Raw genomic sequence first — 17010 nt, forward strand, 5'->3', positions numbered from 1 at the left:
TCAATGGCTGTAATGGCCCCTGATTCGTCGCCAAGGACTACCGCCATGCCCGATACCGCGCTGCTTGATGTGCTGCCGCCTGACCTGCATTACGTCGATGACACCGTGCCCGGCATCACCCGTAAAAAACTGCGCGGCAAGTTCTGCTATTTCGATCCGAAGGGCCAGCGCATCACTGACCCGGACGAGATCAAACGCATCAACGCGCTGGCCGTGCCCCCGGCCTACACCGATGTATGGATCTGCGCCGACCCGCGCGGTCATCTGCAAGCCACCGGCCGCGATGCTCGGGGTCGCAAGCAATACCGTTATCACCCGCGCTGGCGAGAGGTGCGCGATGCCGACAAATACTCGCGCCTGCGGGATTTCGGACTCGCCTTGCCGAAGTTGCGCAAACAACTGGAAGCCCTGCTGGCGGCCCCCGGCTTCAGCCGTGACAAGGTCATGGCCACAGTCATCACCTTGCTCGATGCGACGCTAATCCGTGTCGGCAACACCCAGTATGCCCGGGACAACCGTTCCTACGGCCTGACCACCCTGCGCAGCCGTCACGTCGAGGTCAACGGCAGCGCGATCCTGTTCCAGTTTCGCGGCAAGAGCGGCGTCGAACATCAGATCACCGTGAAAGACCGTCGCCTGGCGCGGATCATCAAGCGCTGCCTGGAGATTCCGGGGCAAAACCTGTTTCAGTATCTGGATGAAAACGGTGAGCGGCACACCGTCAGCTCCTCCGACGTTAACGCCTATCTACAAACCCTCACCGGCGCAGACTTTACCGCCAAGGACTACCGCACCTGGGCCGGCAGTGCCCTGGCGCTGTCGGTATTGCGCGAATTGCAGTGGGAGCCGGAGTCGGACGCGAAGCGGCATGTGGTGGAGATGGTCAAGAACGTCGCCAGGCAACTGGGCAACACCCCGGCGGTCTGCCGCAAGTGTTACATCCACCCGGCGGTGCTGGATGGTTTTCTCCTGGGTGCGTTGGCCGAGTTGCCACGCCCGAGAACACGCAAAGGGCTGAGGGCCGAGGAAGTCGGATTGGCGATGTTTTTAGAGAAAATGGTCGAGTCGACTGAGGCGTCGCCAGCGCCTGGCGCAGTGGTTGAACCGACGAACTGACCTGTCCATTTTTTGCACGATCGCAAATGGCTTCTATAGTTGATGTGAACATGAATCAGCTGCGGTGATGCCATGGAAGACATTTTCGTCGTTAAGCGCTGCAACAAGATCATCATTCATGGCCGTCGAGCCGGGGAAGTCAGTCACCAGCCTCCCGACGCCGCTGTCTGGTATCGCATCGCCGATACTCGCACTCGCGGCTTCATCGGAGACGGTTTTGATTTTGAGGAAGACGCCCAGCGAGCCTGCCTGCAGCTCAATGCCAGATCACAAGTGACGGCCCGACAAGGCTGAAGTCAGGGTCTATACTGAAAGCAGCTGAAGGACCAGCGACCCCATCGGCAGAAAGCTCGCTCCAAGCGGGCTTTTTGTTGCCATCTGCCAGGTTTCTTGAACGGAGGTGTTTGCCATGTCCGAAAAAGAGTCCATCACCACCCTGCTCACCCTGCTTGACTCTCGCCAGGCTCGCTTGGCTGCGGCGTGCAAGGAAATCGCCGACTGGGTCGATCATCAAGGCGGACATCCGACCGCCCTCAGAATTCGTGATCGATTGAACGACATCGAGAAGGACGCGCCACTGATTCGCAATACGTTGTCGTCGCTCAAACCTGTCGACCCGCCCCTGCCAAAGTTCAGATGATTCGACCTGGACTCCGGACTCAAGAGCACGGCCTGATTCAGGACGCATGAACGGCGACATTTCGTCACCGGGTGCGTCCTTGCCTGATCGCCTCCAACTACTTCCCTGACCCGGCCTGGCGCTGGGCTTTTTCGTTGCTGCCTGCCCACATTTCACACAGCCTTCACATCTCAGGCCCTACAGTGGACCTACTCCTAATGAAGAATCCCTTGGCCCGCCCGCATGCGGGCCTTTTTTTGTCCGCTGTAAAGGTAACGAACGTCACTGGCCGCTGGAGGTCAAACGATCATACGTCACCAAGGAGACGTTCCAATGGTCACTCACTTCAAAGTCGGCGGGCATCTGGCCTGTGGTCACAAAGGCAGCAAACTCACCTCAACCAGCGAACTTACCCGGGTGAAATGCAGAAGCTGCCGTAATACCGATGCATTCAAGGACGCGCGTAAAGACCAGCGCAACGCTGCTCGTCGCGCCGCACGCAAAGCCAAGGTCACCCATACCGCCAATGATTGGCGGGCCGCCTGGGTTCAGCGTCTTACCGCCATGGACGGGCTGCAAAGATTGCCTCGTGGTTTCACCGGTCAACCGTTCGTTTAACCGACACGTCGGCGGCTGGCTCGAGTTCATTGGGTCCAGCCGCTGAAGCGGACGCCATGATCTCGCGTAACGACAGGCGCTTGAAGGACTCGACCAAGCTTCGCCCCTCCTCAGGCGGGCACGAGATGGCCAACCGCATGGTCGCTTCGCCCAGATGCCAGATCAGAAACGCAGACGCCTGAACCTGCTGCGCATCGCTGCCGGGGTACACCCGAAGCATCGCGTCGGCCAATAACCCGCCAGCAACACGACTTTCCTTCAGTTCCAACGCCATGAGCTGCTTGTCTGCCTGCATGCCGGACCAGATATCCCGCATCGCCGGCGATTCAAGAACGATCTCGTAATACTGATCGAGCAGCTCCGAATAGGCTGCTTGCAACCCCGGCGCATCCTCGACTGCCCCCAACGCCTCTTCGATACAGCGACGGCTTTGCGCGTTGTAGCGCTCGGCCAACGTGCGGATGACCGAACTCTTGTCGGGGAAATACTGATAAAGAGACCCGATGGAAATCTCGGAGCGCTCGGCGATTTCACTCATTTTTGTCTGATCGCTGCCCTTGGTCGCGATCAATTGAGTGGCCGCCGCCAGAATCCGCTCCTGACGCTCACGGCTACGCTGTTGCGTGGGGTTACGTCGGGTCGGCTCTGAAGTCGGCCGCTCGGGTTGTTCGGTGGTTTTCCTGGGCACTGGCGTGCTTCCCGATCAATAACATGACATAGGCTCACCTTAGCACTGCCCGTACGTCGGTTTCATCGGTTCTGTTGGTTGACGACAAAATGTGAGCGTTTATCATCTTTTAAACATGAGCATCACTCACATTAACCCGATAGAGATGAACGCGATGAAAACCACTCAAGAGCCCCTCCTCATTCTCGGCGCGACAGGCAAAACCGGGCGGCGGATCACGCAACGACTTCAAGCGGCTGGCGTGCCGGTTCGCCTGGGCAGTCGCGGGGCGAACCCGCCCTTCGACTGGGAGGATCGAACCACTTGGGAAGCCGCGCTGGATGGAATACGCGCGGTCTACATCTCCTTTCAACCGGACCTCGCGGTCCCCGGCGCGCTCGAGACAGTCGAGGCGTTCACCGATCAGGCGGTCAAAAGCGGCGTCCGCAAACTGGTGCTGCTATCGGGACGCGGAGAGGTCGAAGCGGAACAAGCCGAACACGTGGTTCAGAACAGTGGAGTCGACTGGACTATCCTGCGGGCCAGTTGGTTCTGCCAGAACTTCAGCGAGGCGCACTTTCTGGAGCCGATTCTGCTGGGAGAACTGGCCCTCCCCGTCGGCAACATCGCCGAGCCCTTCGTCGATGCAGAAGACATCGCCGAAATCGCAGTCGAAGCGCTGACCAAACCCGGACATTCAGGCCAACTCTATGAACTGACGGGCCCGCGAGCGCTGACCTTTGCCGAGGCCGTCAGTGAAATCGCCCGCGAGATCAAACGCGATATAGGTTTCGTGGCCGTGCCGCCGGACGCCTATCACCAGGTGCTGGAACAGGCACAGTTACCAAGAGAATTGATCGACCTGGTGCTGTATCTCTTTACCACCGTGCTCGATGGCCGCAATACACCGGTGGCCGATGGCGTCCAGCGCGCACTGGGTCGGCCGGCGCGGGACTTTACCGACTATGTTCGGCGCACGGCGGCTACGGGAATCTGGACACGCGAAGGTTGATCGGCGTTCCCGTCCAATTGAGCAAGGGGTGTGCGTTAGTTGGACAACTCCAAACTAATGCACACTGAACTTATTGTTCGTTGTCTTTTTCGTCTGATCGACAAACCAGACTGAAGTACCATCACTGTGTGCAGTACTACATTCCTTTCCATACTTTTGATAGTTGACGCAGATGACGTCGCCAGCCACTGCCCAATTCCCTTTTTCAACAGCATCACCTTTAATCTGGAGGCTCGCAGTCCCGTCAGGATTCAGGGTTTCCCAGAAAGTGTGCCCCGACTCCGTGGCGCTGGTGAGCTTTCGACCCACCAACGTCTGCTGTATCTCATCTCCACTTAATTGCTTCGCGCCTGGGGGTACGGGGGTATGGGCATCATTGGGAGTCTGGTGGCCAGAAGAACATCCAGCCAACAATAGCGCTACGGCCATGGCAGTCAATAACTTGCTCATAACTTCCACCTCTGATTGTTTTTATACTTCAACAACGTAGCTATTCAGATTAGATAAGTCCGAATCATGCAATATATTGTTTAACTATAAATTTATTAGCTGCGCCTAGCGCTTGCGGCCCCTTTGCCCTCTCGTCGGTGGCGACAAACAGCTTCCTGGACTAGGGTTCTATCGCATCGAACTGCGCCACCTTCATTGGTGCGCGCCTGATCAAGGAGGAGACAGATGACACCCATTCTTATGGCCGAGAAAACCTATCGAGCCTGGTCCAGCCCTATCTTGCTTGAGCTCAAGGAGAGAGAGCATCAGCTAGACCCATCAGCCCGCCAGGCTCTTCAAAATATCTTGGTAGAGAGGAGGCTCGTAGATACCGGCAATCCTTCCGGCATCGATCGACGGGACGCTGGCTCGGCTACTGACGACAGACACGAATAACACCCCGCCAAAGCAAACATGACCGACCAGAAACAAAACAAGGGCTTGCATTGGCTTTCGCCTGCAAGCCCTTGGCTTTAGATGGCACCCAACGCCCGAATCGACCCGCAACCGAACGTCTACTGCGCAAACACTCTAAAAAATCCCCGTTAAACTGATATCGATACTCGTCCTGTCACAGACGAGCATCCAAGATCATGTGCCGATTCGGTCTGCTGCAATAAAGCGCGAGGTGATGCCATGCTCCTGAAAGCCATATTCATCTACTGGCCGCTATTGTCGATCGTCATCGTGGCAGTCCTGTGCAGGCTCATCCATAACGCCAAGGTTGCCGACCGGATGTTGGAGAAACAACCTGCCCTGCGCCGCTTGCCACATAGATAGCAGCCACCTCATCGCAAAAACGGCAGTGAAATTCTTAAAATATCAGTATCAAGCGTCGGAATTTCGCAGTTTTCCAAGACCAGCATGTTGCCGTTTGATAGCTGCCAGTCGTAGAAGTCTGAAAAGTCGTCTTTGGCCAACGCGCGGATTGTCTTTGCAACAAAGCCGTGTGCAACTAGCAAAACAGTTTTCGAGGGGTATCTTGATTTCAGCTCAACCAAACCGTCTCGTACCCGCTCCACAACGTCGACAATTGACTCACCACCGGTTGGCCCGACATCCCAGCGACGAGTAATATTTTGCGACCAAAGCTGCGGATATCGCTCTCTTGCGTCAGGTTGGGTCAACCCCTCGAAAACCCCGACATCACGCTCTCGAAAGCAGTCCATGATCTCGACCGGAAGGTTTAGCCTTTCGTTAAGAATATTGGCGGTTTCTCTGGCCCTTAGACGTGGGGAAACGACAAGTACATCCAGGTTTTTGGGCAAATGCGCCTCAAGCGCTTGAGCTTGCTCACACCCACGTTCGGTAAGCTCTGGATCAAGCGATCCGAGGTAACGCTGTTCGGCATTGGCCCAGGTTTCCCCATGCCGCACGACATATAAATGCATGAAATCCATCTCAGCGAGTTAAAGAGTAGGAATTGTATCAATTCGAGATCACCTGGAGCTGGTGAGACTGAATCAGTGGGCCTACATGCCTTCGCCAGACGCTTACATCAAAACGCTGAAAACTTCATGGCCTCCCGCCACAATTAATTAGCAAGCTATGTTAAGTCGTGTCGCACTAATGCCTTTTTTCTTCCAACCCCAATTCATCGTCTATGATTCGCAAGGGACAAACTTTTGGAGTTCGATGGAGTTGAAGCACCTGCCTTCTGATTACTCCTTAGTCCCCCAACCCAAGGTATGCAACTGTTCACGGAGCGAAAACGATGAAGCTAAAAATCCTGACACTTTTGTTCTCACTTACGTTGTTTGGCTGTCACCTGAACACCCGAATGCCAGAAACACTTTCCCATGATGTTCCGATAGACATTAAAGAGTCGTCTATAGCGCTGCCGATCTCAATACCTGTCGATCAAATCAAAAACCTGCTCCAGCAAGCGATCAACGAAAATAGCGCGCAAGGTTACCTTTTCATGCAGGGTGGGATCAGCATAGCACCGGCAACAGACCTTCAAATCATTCTGAAAAATTCTGCGCCTGTTAGTGCTTCTGCAAAGAACGACTCAATAGAGCTTTCCATCCCCCTGCGGGCTGATCTTTATGTAAGCTGGAAGACCTGTTCTGGATGGCCGATCAAAATATGCGTTGGTCACCACGTTGATTCCGCGCCCGAATTTACCGTATTCGTTAACATGAAGCCGGGGCTAACACCTGACTATAAATTTCAACCTAATATAAATTTAACCTACAGCCTCGACAAACCAGTCAGCTTCCCGTTAGGCCCGTTCACTGTAAATCTGGTCTCTCAAACTAATAATGCAATCAATAAGCAGCTCACGTCCCTGCAAGCCAAACTTAACAATGAGTTGGCCGCCAAAGTGGATGCGCGTAAAGCTGCTCAGCAAGCGTGGGCAACAGCGACGAAGCCTATCTCGATATCGAAAGAAAACAACCTGTGGCTTGTCGGAGACGTCACACGCCTTTACTCTGCACCGTTCACCACAGTAAATAACTCTGCATTAATCAACGTAGGGATAGATGGGAAATTTTCTGCGGTTTTGGGCGATCCCCCATCCGCTCAAACCGAAGGGCCTTTGCCACCTCTCGCCATCCAGGCACCTAATCCGGGGTTTGTACTGAATCTCCCCCTGACAATTCAATATTCCGAACTAGAGAACCAGATTCGCAAGAACACCGATAAACTGATGTTTGACTATAAGGGCAACACGATTCAAGTCAAAGACGTGAAGATCAGCAGCACCGCGTCCGGTGAACTTTCCACTGGCTTCTACGTCACCTTGAAATCATCAGGGGAATGGCTCGGCAAGTCTGGATGGCTGTATTTGGTCGGCACACCTGTTTATGACCCTTCCTCCAGAATTGTATCTATCAAGAATCTGAGCTATGACACCCAAACTCAATCTGTGCTTGTAGACACCGCTGCCTGGGCTATCGAACCATTGGTGACTGCGAAATTTGAGGAGAAGCTGGCTGTCTCTATCGGTGACTATATAGATGCGACCACGGTAAAACTCAATGCTTTTGCAACGTCAATTCCGATCGAAGGTATTGGAGAGCTGAATGGGAAACTGGACGCGCTTGATGTCAATGCCATTATCGTTCAGACAAAGAGTTTAACTGTCCTGACTCACGCAAAAGGGGCGATGTCTATGAACTTGGAAAACGTCTCCATGCAAACAGCAGTTGCTAAAAAGTAGATGCGCACACGAAGTGCCGGTGCACTTCAAGATAACTATCATACAAGCCACATGATGGGGTGTCCGAACGCCATCCCATCAGCGGCCGAATGATAAAGAGCTCCAGGAAGCACCTAATTGAGGATCAGTTTTTGGATGAAGACCTGGACGAGCGATAAAAGAACCACAATCGATTGACCAGGACGAAGAGCACGACCGGGCCAACCATGACCACCGTTAAACCAAAGCCTTCAACAGCCCCGGCCCCCTCAAGCCTTGCCCCGACCACGATGGATAAAAAGGTCACGACAACCAGCCAAATCGCAGCCCTGCCTCGAATGATGAAAGCGTCCTTCATAGCGTTATTTCAAATCCTTTTGAATCAGCAGAAACAAACAAGGGTTTGCATCAGCTTTCGCCCGCAAACCCTTGATTTTAGATGGTGCCCGAAGCCGGAATCGAACCGGCACGCCCTTACGAGCGGGGGATTTTAAGTCCCATGCGTCTACCAGTTTCGCCATTCGGGCGGTAGCGCGGTGAAGCGGTCTGAACACTGCAAACAACAAACTGGCAGCGCTGACGCTTGTGCAACAGAGGGGGAAATATATACACCCCGCCCCGGTGAAGCAAGTTCGCAGATGCCCTTTTCAAGACTAAATTTTGCAAGGCAGTGCAAATAAAAAAGCTCCGTAAATCATAGATCTACGGAGCTTGTTTAAAGTGGAGGCCGAGGTCGGAATCGAACCGGCGTAGGTGGATTTGCAATCCACTGCATAACCATTTTGCTACTCGGCCTCAAACATCTGATGTCATGTAGCACAACATCAAACGCGTACAAACTTGGAGTGAGATTCTAGATCTAACCCCTTGAAAACATTGAGCTTTTTCAGCGGTCAGTGCTTTCGATGGCGTGAATTATGTACTGATTTCCCGAGGCTGGCAACCCCTTGATTTCAAAAAAAATTCTGCCTGGTGGATTCAGGGTTTTGAGCCAGCCGCTCAGCCCTGCGGTTTGGGGTCTTCCGGTATTTGTACTACCGCAATCACCGGTTCCATGCCCCAGTCCCCATGCAGATACCAGTCGTCTCCGATCATTTCGGCCGGATGCATCGTCCTGTCGGAACCATTGCCGCACGCCAGGGAGTTGGCCGGACAGTATCTGTCGCAGCCCCAGCAAATGCGTTCGGGATGTTTGGGGCTGATGGGAAAGTTCTTGGCCATGTCGATTCCCGGTATGCAACTAGGATGTGCTTCCAACCTACCGCCCCCACGCCAAAATGCCCTTGATACGGATCAAGGACCAACATCGAAAGCGTCCGGGCATGGCGTTAATCGCTCAAAACTTGATAACAATCATTATTATTCGCAAGAAAGCTTCCTACACTCGGGCTCCTACTTATCACTGCCCAGGAAGACATCATGCGTACGACCTTTTCGCTGTCACTCGCCCTGCTCATGCTCGCACCACTGGCTCAGGCCAAGGAATACCCGATCGGGGAACCACAGCTGTGTCCGGGACTGGAAGTCGGGGCGGTGTATTTGCAGCCGATCGAAATGGCGCCTGCCGGGATGATGCGTGCCACCGCGGATTCCGATGTGCATCTGGAAGCCGACATCCGGGCCACTGCGGACAATCGCCAGGGCTTTCAGGAAGGCAGTTTCGTGCCGTACCTCAACGTGTCCTTCAACCTGAAAAAACATGGCAGCGACCCGGAACTCAAAGGCGATTTCCACGCCATGGTCGCCAATGACGGTCCGCACTATGGCGACAATGTAAAGCTGCTGGGCCCTGGCAAATATCAGCTGACGTTCACCATCCTGCCACCCAGCGGTCATGGCTCCCTTGGGCGTCACACAGACAAGGAGACCGGTGTAGCGCCTTGGTTCGAACGCTGTGAACTGCACTATGAATTCATCTACGCCGGCATCGGTAAAAAAGGCGGCTACTGAATGAAACGTCTGCAGATTGCCTGGCTGATGTTGGCCGGAGCAGTTGCGCCGTTGTCGGCCCATGCCGAATTGCCGACCTATGAACTCAGCCTTCGCGATGGTCACTTCACGCCCGCCGTGCTGGAGGTGCCGGCCGGACAACGCTTCAAGATCGTCCTGAAAAACATCGGGCAAGGGCCTGCCGAGTTCGAGAGCACGCCGTTGCGGGTGGAAAAAGTGCTGTCGCCGGGCGTGACGACCTTCGTGGTCATTCACCCCCTCAGGCCCGGTCACTACCCCTTCTTCGACGAGTTCAATCCGCAATTGCCCGAGGGCGACATCCTCGCGAAATAACCTGTCAGCACACGGAGTTTTCATGAATCTATCGATGTTCATCGTCTGGCGCGAAAGCGTCGAGGCGTTGCTGGTGATCGGCATTCTCCAGGCCTGGGTCAGCCAGCAGGGCCAGGGTAATCGCCTGGTCAAATACCTGTGGGCCGGTGTGGTGCTGGGGTTGATGCTCTCGGGCCTGCTGGCGGTGCTGATTCTGTTTGCCGGTGAGGCCATGAGCGGGTCGGCCAGTGAATGGTTCCAGGCCGCACTCGCACTGGTGGCCAGCCTGTTGATCGTGCAGATGGTGGGCTGGATGCACCGCCACGGGCGCACCCTCAAGCAGGATTTGCACCACCACGCCGATAGCCATCTGGCCCGGCAAGGCGGCTTGGGGTTGTTGCTGTTGGCGATGCTCGCGGTCAGCCGTGAAGGCAGCGAAACGGTGGTGTTTCTCTATGGCGCCGGAGCTCAACTACGAGGCCCGCAACTCGGTCTGTTCGCCGTTGGCGGCGTGTTAGGGCTGGTGCTGTCGGCGCTGACCATTACCCTGCTGCACAGCAGCCGCCGGTTCATTTCGTGGCAACGATTCTTTGCCATCAGTGAGGTCATCCTGCTCATGCTCGGCGCGGCGTTGCTGGTCAGCGGCACCGAGCGGATCGGCGGCCAACTGCTCGCCCTGGATGTGCCGGAAGTGGTTTACAGCATCGCTGGCGACGCGCTGTGGGACAGCAGCGCATTGCTGAGCGACAGCCATGGATTGGGCGGTTTCCTGGCTGGTTTTGCCGGTTATCGGGCGACGCCCAGCGGCATGACCTTGCTGGTGTGGATCGGTTACTGGCTGGCCGTCGGCGGATGGCTACGGCAACGGACGGCGGAAAAAGTCCCATGCCTGAGCTGAGTTGGCGCAATCGATGGCTCCAGCGCCTGGGTGACGGGATGCGTCGTCATGCGCCCGTCATTCGTGCCGTGCAGTGGGTGGTTGTATTGTTTTACGCGTTGCTGCTGGTGGTCCCGGCGTTGTTGCCGCTGCCGGACAGCCAGGCGCGGATGCTCGACAACCTGACCTTGCTCGCGCAGTTTCTGTTCTGGGGGATCTGGTGGCCGTTCGTGCTGCTGTCGATCGTGATGTTCGGTCGACTCTGGTGTGGCGTGCTGTGCCCGGAAGGTTCGCTCAGCGAATGGGCCAGCCATTACGGTAAAGGCATGGGTGTGCCGCGCTGGTTGCGCTGGGGCGGCTGGCCAACCTTGGCGTTCTGCCTGACGACCCTCTACGGCCAGTTGATCAGCGTCTACGACTACGCTCAGGCGGCGTTGCTGATTCTGGGTGGTTCGACGGTCGCGGCGGTAGTCGTTGGGTTGTTGTTCGCCCGGGGCAAGCGGGTCTGGTGCCGTTACCTGTGCCCGGTCAGCGGCGTCTTCGCCTTGCTCGCCCGGCTCGCGCCGGTGCATTTTCAGGTCGATGAACAGCGCTGGATAGAGAACGCCGCACCGCGCCTGCCACCGCCCAACTGCGCACCGCTGCTCGATATCCGCCGCCTGCAAGGCGCCAGTGACTGCCACGCCTGCGGGCGATGCAGCGGACAACGCGGCGCCGTCCAACTGATCGCCCGTTCCAGCAATCAAGAGATTCTTCACGCGACAGCGCAGACGCTGTCCCGCTGGGATGCACGCTTGCTGTTGTTTGGTGTGATCGGCCTGGCGATGGGCGCGTTTCAGTGGACCGTCAGCCCATGGTTCGTCGCCCTCAAACAAACCCTCGCCCAATGGCTGGTCGAACACGACCAGTTTTGGGCCTTCGAGGACAACGCGCCCTGGTGGCTGCTCACCCATTACCCGCAGCTCAACGACAGCTTCAGTTGGCTCGACGGTTTTAGCATCGTCGCTTACCTGAGTTTGAGTTCGATGATGCTCGGCACCGCGTTGATGATTCTCCTGCGCCTGACCGCCCGTCTGGCAGGTGATCGCGCACTGTATTGGCCCCTGGCGCTCACGCTCACGCCCCTCGGTGGTGCCGGACTGTTTCTCGGGTTGTCGGCAACCACCGTGAAATTGTTGCGCTATGAAGGTCTGTTGCTGGAATGGGTACAACCGGCCAGGGCCTGGCTGTTGGTCGCGGCGATGGGCTGGAGTGTGCTGCTGGGATGGAAACGGCTGAACGGCGAAAGCCTGTCCCTGGCACGACGCGCGTCTGGCAACGCGTGTCTGTTACTGGCCAACGGCTTGATCGGGTTTGGCTGGTGGTTGCAGTTCTGGGGCTGGTCCTGAAGCGCCCTCATCCACAACCACCCTCCCGGATTACCTAGACTTTGAAGCGCGCCACTGTCTGGTGCAGCGCCCCCGCCATCTGCGCCAATTCGTGGCCAGCGGTGTCGGTATGCTGCGCACCGAGCAAGACCTGCTCGGACAAGTTGCGAATACCCACCAGATTGCGATCCACCTCACGCGCCACCAACGCCTGCTCCTCCGTGGCACTGGCAATCATCAGGTTGCGCTCATTGATCTGCGAGATGGACCGGGTGATCTCATCCAGTGCGTCCCCCGAGCGTTGCGCCACTTCCAGAGTGGCCCAAACCAGGTTGCTGCTGCTTTGCATGGCCGTCACGGCATGGCCGGTGTCCTGGCGAATGTTGCCGATCATCTGCTCGATTTCCTGGGTGGACTCCTGCGTCCGATGGGCCAACGCACGCACTTCATCGGCGACCACCGCAAAGCCGCGTCCGGCATCCCCGGCCCGCGCCGCTTCAATTGCCGCGTTGAGGGCCAGCAGATTGGTCTGCTCGGCGATGCTGCGAATCACGTCCAGAACCTTGCTGATGTCCTGCACCCGGCCGGCCAATTGTTCGATGCGCTGCGAGGTGTCGGTGACGCCGTCGGCCAGTTCGCCGATAGAAACCACGGTTTCCTGAACCTGTTCACGGCCGCGCTGGGCGGTTTGCTCGGACTGCTTCGAGGCCTCGGAAGTGCTGACCGCGTTGCGCGCCACTTCATCGACCGCCGCGGTCATCTGGTTCACCGCCGCCGCTGCCTGCTCGATCTCCAGCCCCTGCAATTGCAGGTTGCTGGCGGTCTGGCTGCTGACAGCGCTCAGCTCTTCGGAGGAACTGGCCACCCGGCCCACCGAATTCGCGATGTGCTTGACCATGGCATTCAGGCTTTGCTGCATCTGGTGCATGTTCATCATCACGCTGCCACCGACACTGGAACTCACCGGCACCTGAATCGTCAGGTCGCCCTCGGCGATTTGACTCAAGTAGCGTGCGGCATCGTCCGGCTCACCACCCAGCGGCCGGGTCACACTGCGCGTGACGACGACTGCGGCGGCAATGACCAGCGCCACGCAGAACAGGAACAACCCGAGCATGTTGCGCCGGGCATCGCTGTACAGCTCTTGCGCCGACTGCTCACGGTCGACGAAAATTTTTCCTTGCAGCGCCATCAACTCATCCAGGCTTCGGTACACCTCGGCTTCGGCCGGCACGACCTTTTGCTTGAGCTGCGCCATGGCGTCATCGAAGGCCCCTTGCCTGATCAACACCTGCACTTGGGTGAACGCGGCGACATAGGCTTCGCGATTCTTTTTCAGGGCCACATAAGCAGCTTTACCCTCTGGCAGATAGAACAACGGCTCAAGCGTTTCGAGCGCCTGAGTGATGCGTTTTTTGGTGGTGTCGATGGACTGCTGAACTTGTTGATTGTCTTTATTGATCAGCAGGTCCCGGGTGTTCCTGGCGTTATCGCGCACGCCGGTGGCAATGACCATGATCGGTTCGATCTTCGGCCAGTCCTGTTTGACGATAACCACTGCCTGTTCCTTGAGCGTTGCCAGATCGTGCAACGCGTAAAACGCCATGCCCATCAGTGCCAGCGGCGCGATTGCAAAGCCGATGACGATACGTTGTGCGGTCGTTAATTTAGCCATATCAAATGCTCCCCGTTTGATACCTGCCTGATTGGCAGCGCATTTGAAATTCATGGCGGATGTCACTGCTGAACATTGATCCCAGGTTCGGTTACCCCCGTAGCACGAACGCTGGAAACAACTCGCGCATTGCTTCCCACAGATCGGGTAGCAAGGCTTGTGCCGAAACACTCGGCAACAGCGGATCGAACATCCGCTCGGTGCGCACCAGTTGCACGGCGAAGCGCTTGACGCCGCGCTCGCTCAATCGCTGCGCCAGGGTCAACAGCCGTGCCGGTTCGAAGAGATGCCAATGCACGGTGGTGCGACATTCGTAGTCGACACCGCTGGCCAGCAGATGATCGAGGCTGCGCCAGTTGGCGGTTCCACTACCCTCGACCCGAGTGATGGCCTGGCAATCTTCGGGCAACGCCTTGACGTCGAATCCGACCCAATCGGCCCCGGTCAGTGCCTTGGCAAACGCGGCCGGCTTGATGCCGGCGCTGTGCAAGCCGATGCGAAAACCCATCGCCCGTACTTCATCCATGGCGTCGCGCAAGCCGTCCTGCAAGGTCGGCTCACCGCCGCTGAACACCACAGCATCGAGCAGGTCCTGACGACGTTGCAGAAACGCCAATACCCGCCGCCAATCCACTTCCTCAGTGCCACGAGGCGGAATCAGTTGCGGGTTATGACAGTAGCGACAACGCCAGGCGCACCCCTGGCAAAACAGCACGCAGGCGAGCTGTCCCGGATAGTCGATAGTGGTCAGGGGCACCATGCCCCCGACCCGAAGCGTTCGACTCATTGGCGCCCGGCCACTGCCGCGCTTTTTTCAGTGAAGTGCACCCGCTCGCGGTGCTCGGACTGTTTGCCCGGATTGAACGCCGACACAGGACGGTGATAGCCCATCACCCGGGTCCAGACTTCGCAGCGTTGACGTTGAGCCTGGGGCAGTGCTTGCGATGCATTCATGGTGAAGCTCCTTGCGGTTGAGTGGATCGAAATCATTGAACGGTCATCACTGTAGGAGCGAGCGCGCTCGCGATGAACTCAAGAGCGGCGCGTTCATTCAGAAAACGCGCGTTATCGTTAACGTCCATCGCGAGCGAGCTCGCTCCTACAGGGGCACTAGTGAACGGTGCCGGTTTGCTGTTCTTTGAGCAGCAGAACCTCGTCGCATTTGGGGCAGAACTCGTGCTCGCCATCGAGGTAGCCGTGCACCGGGCAGATTGAGAATGTCGGGGTCACGGTCAGGTATGGCAGGCGGAAGCGTCCGAGGGCCTTGCGCACCAGTTGCTTGCAGGCTTCGGTCGAGGAAATCCGCTCGGCCATGTACAGATGCAAGACCGTGCCGCCGGTGTATTTGCATTGCAGTTCGTCTTGAAGCTCCAGGGCCTCGAAGGGGTCTTCGGTGTAGCCCACGGGCAGTTGCGAGGAGTTGGTGTAATACGGCGCCAGAGTGCTGCCGGCCTGGAGAATGTCGGGGTAGCGCTTGAGGTCTTCCTTGGCGAAGCGGTAGGTGGTGCCCTCCGCCGGAGTCGCTTCCAGGTTGTACATGTGGCCGGTTTCTTCCTGGAAACGCAGCAACGTGGCGCGCACATGATCGAGCAGGTTCAGGGCAAACTGACGGCCATGCTCGGTATGCATGCCCTCCTCGTCGCCGGTGAAATTGCGCAGCATTTCATGCATGCCGTTGAGGCCGATGGTGGAGAAATGGTTGCGCAGGGTTCCCAGGTATCGCTTGGTGTACGGGTACAAACCGGCATCCATGTGGTGCTGGATGACTTTGCGCTTGACCTCCAGGCTCTCCATCGCCAGCTCCATCAGCGTGTCCAGACGCTTGAGCAAGCCGCTGGTATCGCCCTTGAACACATAGCCCAGGCGCGCGCAGTTGATGGTCACCACGCCGAGCGATCCGGTCTGCTCCGCCGAGCCGAACAAACCGCCACCGCGCTTGAGCAACTCGCGCACATCCAGCTGCAAGCGGCAGCACATCGAGCGCACCTGATTGGGTTGCATGTCCGAATTGAGGAAGTTCTGGAAGTACGGCAAGCCGTAACGCGCGGTCATCTCGAACAGACGGTCGGCGTTTTCACTGTCCCATGGAAAGTCATGGGTGATGTTGTAGGTCGGGATCGGAAAGGTGAACACCCGCCCTTTCGCATCGCCGGCCTGCATCACCTCGATATAGGCACGGTTGAGCAAGTCCATTTCGACTTGCAGGTCGCCATAGGCAAACGGCATTTCCTCACCGCCGATGACGGGGATTTGTTCGCGCAAATCCTGCGGGCAAACCCAGTCGAAGGTCAGGTTGGTAAAGGGTGTTTGAGTACCCCAGCGCGACGGCACGTTGAGGTTGTAGATGAACTCCTGGATCGCCTGGCGCACCTCCTGAAAACTCAGCTGGTCCTTGCGCACGTAGGGTGCCAGGTAGGTGTCGAACGAGCTGAACGCCTGGGCACCGGCCCATTCGTTTTGCAGGGTGCCGAGGAAATTCACCATTTGCCCCAGGGCACTGCTCAAATGCTTCGGCGGACCGGCTTCAACACGCCCCGGCACACCGTTGAGCCCTTCGTGCAACAGGGTGCGCAGTGACCATCCGGCGCAGTAGCCGGCGAGCATGTCGAGGTCGTGCACATGCAAATCCGCTTCGCGGTGAGCCTGGCCGATGGCTTCGCTGTACACCTCGTCCAGCCAGTAGTTGGCGGTGACCTTGCCCGACACGTTCAGCACCAGCCCGCCCAGGGAATACCCCTGATTGGCGTTGGCCTGGACCCGCCAGTCTTCGCGGTCCAGGTACTCGTTCATCGAGGTCGCCACCTCGACCATGGTCCGGCGGTCGCGGCGCAAACGCCCGTGCTGTTCGCGGTAGACGATATAGGCGCGCATGGCGAAGAAATAACCGGCATCCATCAGCACCCGTTCGACACGATCCTGGATCTGCTCGACATGCAGTCTTGGCAGTCCCTCCAATCGGGCGAGGACTGCTTCGAGCAAGCCTTCGACTTCAACGTCGGTGTACTCCCCGGTGGCCTTGCCGGCAGCGATCAACGCCTGACGGATCTTGTCGGCATCGAAGGCAACCAGATCGCCATTGCGTTTGTGCAAACGGTTACATCCTACTGAGATCAGCGTGCTCTGCATTCGGCCTCCAAACACTACATATAGATTTTTTACAACT

20 protein-coding genes and 2 tRNA genes are annotated in these 17010 nt (G+C 57.2%); 11 read left to right on the plus strand and 11 right to left on the minus strand.

Going from position 1 to position 17010, the window contains the following annotated elements; all coding sequences use genetic code 11:
- Positions 1-45: 45 nt before the first annotated feature.
- The 4 genes from ACYZUD_RS07905 to ACYZUD_RS07920 all read left to right on the plus strand — a co-directional run bounded on the left by ACYZUD_RS07905 (position 46) and on the right by ACYZUD_RS07920 (position 2353).
- On the plus strand, positions 46-1116 hold the full coding sequence (locus ACYZUD_RS07905) for a DNA topoisomerase IB (protein WP_462023434.1): 1071 nt from the start codon (positions 46-48) through the stop codon (positions 1114-1116).
- Positions 1117-1188: 72 nt separating this feature from the next.
- Positions 1189-1410 (plus strand): hypothetical protein, encoded by a 222-nt coding sequence (locus ACYZUD_RS07910; protein WP_462023436.1) that lies wholly within the window; start codon positions 1189-1191, stop codon positions 1408-1410.
- A 115-nt stretch (positions 1411-1525) separates the two neighbouring features.
- Positions 1526-1756, plus strand: a complete 231-nt coding sequence (locus ACYZUD_RS07915; protein WP_462023437.1) for a hypothetical protein — start codon at positions 1526-1528, stop codon at positions 1754-1756.
- A gap of 312 nt (positions 1757-2068) precedes the next feature.
- On the plus strand, positions 2069-2353 hold the full coding sequence (locus ACYZUD_RS07920) for a hypothetical protein (RefSeq protein WP_462023438.1): 285 nt from the start codon (positions 2069-2071) through the stop codon (positions 2351-2353).
- Here the strand turns inward: ACYZUD_RS07920 and ACYZUD_RS07925 are convergent.
- Complete coding sequence (locus ACYZUD_RS07925) at positions 2331-3041, minus strand: TetR/AcrR family transcriptional regulator (RefSeq protein WP_462023439.1); 711 nt, start codon at positions 3039-3041, stop codon at positions 2331-2333. The genes ACYZUD_RS07920 and ACYZUD_RS07925 overlap by 23 nt on opposite strands.
- A gap of 154 nt (positions 3042-3195) precedes the next feature.
- Between ACYZUD_RS07925 and ACYZUD_RS07930 the strand changes: the two genes are divergently transcribed.
- Positions 3196-4032 carry an NAD(P)H-binding protein gene (locus ACYZUD_RS07930; RefSeq protein ID WP_462023440.1) on the plus strand — a complete coding sequence of 279 codons (837 nt, stop codon included), beginning with the start codon at positions 3196-3198 and terminating at the stop codon, positions 4030-4032.
- Positions 4033-4086: 54 nt separating this feature from the next.
- Here ACYZUD_RS07930 and ACYZUD_RS07935 read toward each other — a convergent pair whose 3' ends face one another.
- Complete coding sequence (locus ACYZUD_RS07935; RefSeq protein WP_462023441.1) at positions 4087-4482, minus strand: hypothetical protein; 396 nt, start codon at positions 4480-4482, stop codon at positions 4087-4089.
- A 225-nt stretch (positions 4483-4707) separates the two neighbouring features.
- Here ACYZUD_RS07935 and ACYZUD_RS07940 point away from each other — a divergent pair, with 225 nt between their 5' ends.
- Positions 4708-4917: a hypothetical protein gene (locus tag ACYZUD_RS07940; RefSeq protein ID WP_462023442.1), complete on the plus strand. Its 210-nt coding sequence runs from the start codon at positions 4708-4710 to the stop codon at positions 4915-4917.
- Positions 4918-5309: 392 nt separating this feature from the next.
- Here ACYZUD_RS07940 and ACYZUD_RS07945 read toward each other — a convergent pair whose 3' ends face one another.
- On the minus strand, positions 5310-5912 hold the full coding sequence (locus ACYZUD_RS07945; RefSeq protein WP_462023443.1) for a histidine phosphatase family protein: 603 nt from the start codon (positions 5910-5912) through the stop codon (positions 5310-5312).
- A 323-nt stretch (positions 5913-6235) separates the two neighbouring features.
- Here ACYZUD_RS07945 and ACYZUD_RS07950 point away from each other — a divergent pair, with 323 nt between their 5' ends.
- On the plus strand, positions 6236-7687 hold the full coding sequence (locus ACYZUD_RS07950; protein ID WP_462023444.1) for a DUF4403 family protein: 1452 nt from the start codon (positions 6236-6238) through the stop codon (positions 7685-7687).
- Between the two features lie 124 nt (positions 7688-7811).
- Here ACYZUD_RS07950 and ACYZUD_RS07955 read toward each other — a convergent pair whose 3' ends face one another.
- The 4 genes from ACYZUD_RS07955 to ACYZUD_RS07970 form a co-directional block, all read right to left on the minus strand.
- Complete coding sequence (locus tag ACYZUD_RS07955) at positions 7812-8024, minus strand: hypothetical protein (RefSeq protein ID WP_462023445.1); 213 nt, start codon at positions 8022-8024, stop codon at positions 7812-7814.
- An 82-nt stretch (positions 8025-8106) separates the two neighbouring features.
- Positions 8107-8193 (minus strand) — tRNA-Leu (locus ACYZUD_RS07960).
- A 194-nt stretch (positions 8194-8387) separates the two neighbouring features.
- Positions 8388-8461: transfer RNA gene (locus ACYZUD_RS07965), tRNA-Cys, on the minus strand.
- Between the two features lie 204 nt (positions 8462-8665).
- Positions 8666-8887 (minus strand): DUF3079 domain-containing protein, encoded by a 222-nt coding sequence (locus ACYZUD_RS07970; protein WP_462023446.1) that lies wholly within the window; start codon positions 8885-8887, stop codon positions 8666-8668.
- A gap of 198 nt (positions 8888-9085) precedes the next feature.
- Here ACYZUD_RS07970 and ACYZUD_RS07975 point away from each other — a divergent pair, with 198 nt between their 5' ends.
- The 4 genes from ACYZUD_RS07975 to ACYZUD_RS07990 are packed head-to-tail and all read left to right on the plus strand — an operon-like array spanning position 9086 to position 12193.
- Positions 9086-9616: an iron transporter gene (locus ACYZUD_RS07975; protein ID WP_462023447.1), complete on the plus strand. Its 531-nt coding sequence runs from the start codon at positions 9086-9088 to the stop codon at positions 9614-9616.
- A complete protein-coding gene (locus ACYZUD_RS07980; protein ID WP_462023448.1) occupies positions 9617-9949 on the plus strand; it encodes a cupredoxin domain-containing protein in 333 nt (110 codons plus the stop codon).
- Positions 9950-9971: 22 nt separating this feature from the next.
- On the plus strand, positions 9972-10826 hold the full coding sequence (locus ACYZUD_RS07985) for an FTR1 family iron permease (protein ID WP_462023449.1): 855 nt from the start codon (positions 9972-9974) through the stop codon (positions 10824-10826).
- Complete coding sequence (locus tag ACYZUD_RS07990; RefSeq protein ID WP_462023450.1) at positions 10814-12193, plus strand: 4Fe-4S binding protein; 1380 nt, start codon at positions 10814-10816, stop codon at positions 12191-12193. Before ACYZUD_RS07985 ends, ACYZUD_RS07990 begins: the two co-directional genes overlap by 13 nt.
- A gap of 34 nt (positions 12194-12227) precedes the next feature.
- On the opposite strand, the gene ACYZUD_RS07995 is transcribed toward ACYZUD_RS07990, so the two are convergent.
- From ACYZUD_RS07995 to ACYZUD_RS08010, 4 genes are all read right to left on the minus strand, one after another.
- Positions 12228-13847 carry a methyl-accepting chemotaxis protein gene (locus ACYZUD_RS07995; RefSeq protein WP_462023451.1) on the minus strand — a complete coding sequence of 540 codons (1620 nt, stop codon included), beginning with the start codon at positions 13845-13847 and terminating at the stop codon, positions 12228-12230.
- Positions 13848-13938: 91 nt separating this feature from the next.
- Positions 13939-14634 carry an anaerobic ribonucleoside-triphosphate reductase activating protein gene (locus tag ACYZUD_RS08000; RefSeq protein ID WP_462023452.1) on the minus strand — a complete coding sequence of 232 codons (696 nt, stop codon included), beginning with the start codon at positions 14632-14634 and terminating at the stop codon, positions 13939-13941.
- Positions 14631-14801 carry an anaerobic ribonucleoside-triphosphate reductase gene (gene nrdD / locus ACYZUD_RS08005; protein WP_462023453.1) on the minus strand — a complete coding sequence of 57 codons (171 nt, stop codon included), beginning with the start codon at positions 14799-14801 and terminating at the stop codon, positions 14631-14633. The genes ACYZUD_RS08000 and nrdD overlap by 4 nt, the downstream gene beginning before the upstream one ends.
- Positions 14802-14957: 156 nt before the next feature.
- Positions 14958-16973 carry a ribonucleoside triphosphate reductase gene (locus tag ACYZUD_RS08010; protein WP_462023454.1) on the minus strand — a complete coding sequence of 672 codons (2016 nt, stop codon included), beginning with the start codon at positions 16971-16973 and terminating at the stop codon, positions 14958-14960.
- Positions 16974-17010 lie beyond the last annotated feature (37 nt).

Source organism: Pseudomonas sp. XS1P51 (genome assembly GCF_054897845.1).

Excerpts from the sequence above, each read along its gene's own strand:
- ACYZUD_RS07970 (WP_462023446.1), bottom strand. The coding sequence starts at position 8,887 with ATGGCCAAGAACTTTCCCATCAGCCCCAAACATCCCGAACGCATTTGC.
- ACYZUD_RS07975 (WP_462023447.1), top strand. The coding sequence starts at position 9,086 with ATGCGTACGACCTTTTCGCTGTCACTCGCCCTGCTCATGCTCGCACCA.
- ACYZUD_RS07950 (WP_462023444.1), top strand. The coding sequence starts at position 6,236 with ATGAAGCTAAAAATCCTGACACTTTTGTTCTCACTTACGTTGTTTGGC.
- ACYZUD_RS07940 (WP_462023442.1), top strand. The coding sequence starts at position 4,708 with ATGACACCCATTCTTATGGCCGAGAAAACCTATCGAGCCTGGTCCAGC.
- ACYZUD_RS07910 (WP_462023436.1), top strand. The coding sequence starts at position 1,189 with ATGGAAGACATTTTCGTCGTTAAGCGCTGCAACAAGATCATCATTCAT.
- ACYZUD_RS08000 (WP_462023452.1), bottom strand. The coding sequence starts at position 14,634 with ATGAGTCGAACGCTTCGGGTCGGGGGCATGGTGCCCCTGACCACTATC.
- ACYZUD_RS07985 (WP_462023449.1), top strand. The coding sequence starts at position 9,972 with ATGAATCTATCGATGTTCATCGTCTGGCGCGAAAGCGTCGAGGCGTTG.
- ACYZUD_RS07905 (WP_462023434.1), top strand. The coding sequence starts at position 46 with ATGCCCGATACCGCGCTGCTTGATGTGCTGCCGCCTGACCTGCATTAC.
- ACYZUD_RS07990 (WP_462023450.1), top strand. The coding sequence starts at position 10,814 with ATGCCTGAGCTGAGTTGGCGCAATCGATGGCTCCAGCGCCTGGGTGAC.
- ACYZUD_RS08010 (WP_462023454.1), bottom strand. The coding sequence starts at position 16,973 with ATGCAGAGCACGCTGATCTCAGTAGGATGTAACCGTTTGCACAAACGC.
- ACYZUD_RS07980 (WP_462023448.1), top strand. The coding sequence starts at position 9,617 with ATGAAACGTCTGCAGATTGCCTGGCTGATGTTGGCCGGAGCAGTTGCG.
- ACYZUD_RS07920 (WP_462023438.1), top strand. The coding sequence starts at position 2,069 with ATGGTCACTCACTTCAAAGTCGGCGGGCATCTGGCCTGTGGTCACAAA.
- ACYZUD_RS07930 (WP_462023440.1), top strand. The coding sequence starts at position 3,196 with ATGAAAACCACTCAAGAGCCCCTCCTCATTCTCGGCGCGACAGGCAAA.
- nrdD (WP_462023453.1), bottom strand. The coding sequence starts at position 14,801 with ATGAATGCATCGCAAGCACTGCCCCAGGCTCAACGTCAACGCTGCGAA.
- ACYZUD_RS07935 (WP_462023441.1), bottom strand. The coding sequence starts at position 4,482 with ATGAGCAAGTTATTGACTGCCATGGCCGTAGCGCTATTGTTGGCTGGA.
- ACYZUD_RS07995 (WP_462023451.1), bottom strand. The coding sequence starts at position 13,847 with ATGGCTAAATTAACGACCGCACAACGTATCGTCATCGGCTTTGCAATC.
- ACYZUD_RS07955 (WP_462023445.1), bottom strand. The coding sequence starts at position 8,024 with ATGAAGGACGCTTTCATCATTCGAGGCAGGGCTGCGATTTGGCTGGTT.
- ACYZUD_RS07945 (WP_462023443.1), bottom strand. The coding sequence starts at position 5,912 with ATGCATTTATATGTCGTGCGGCATGGGGAAACCTGGGCCAATGCCGAA.
- ACYZUD_RS07915 (WP_462023437.1), top strand. The coding sequence starts at position 1,526 with ATGTCCGAAAAAGAGTCCATCACCACCCTGCTCACCCTGCTTGACTCT.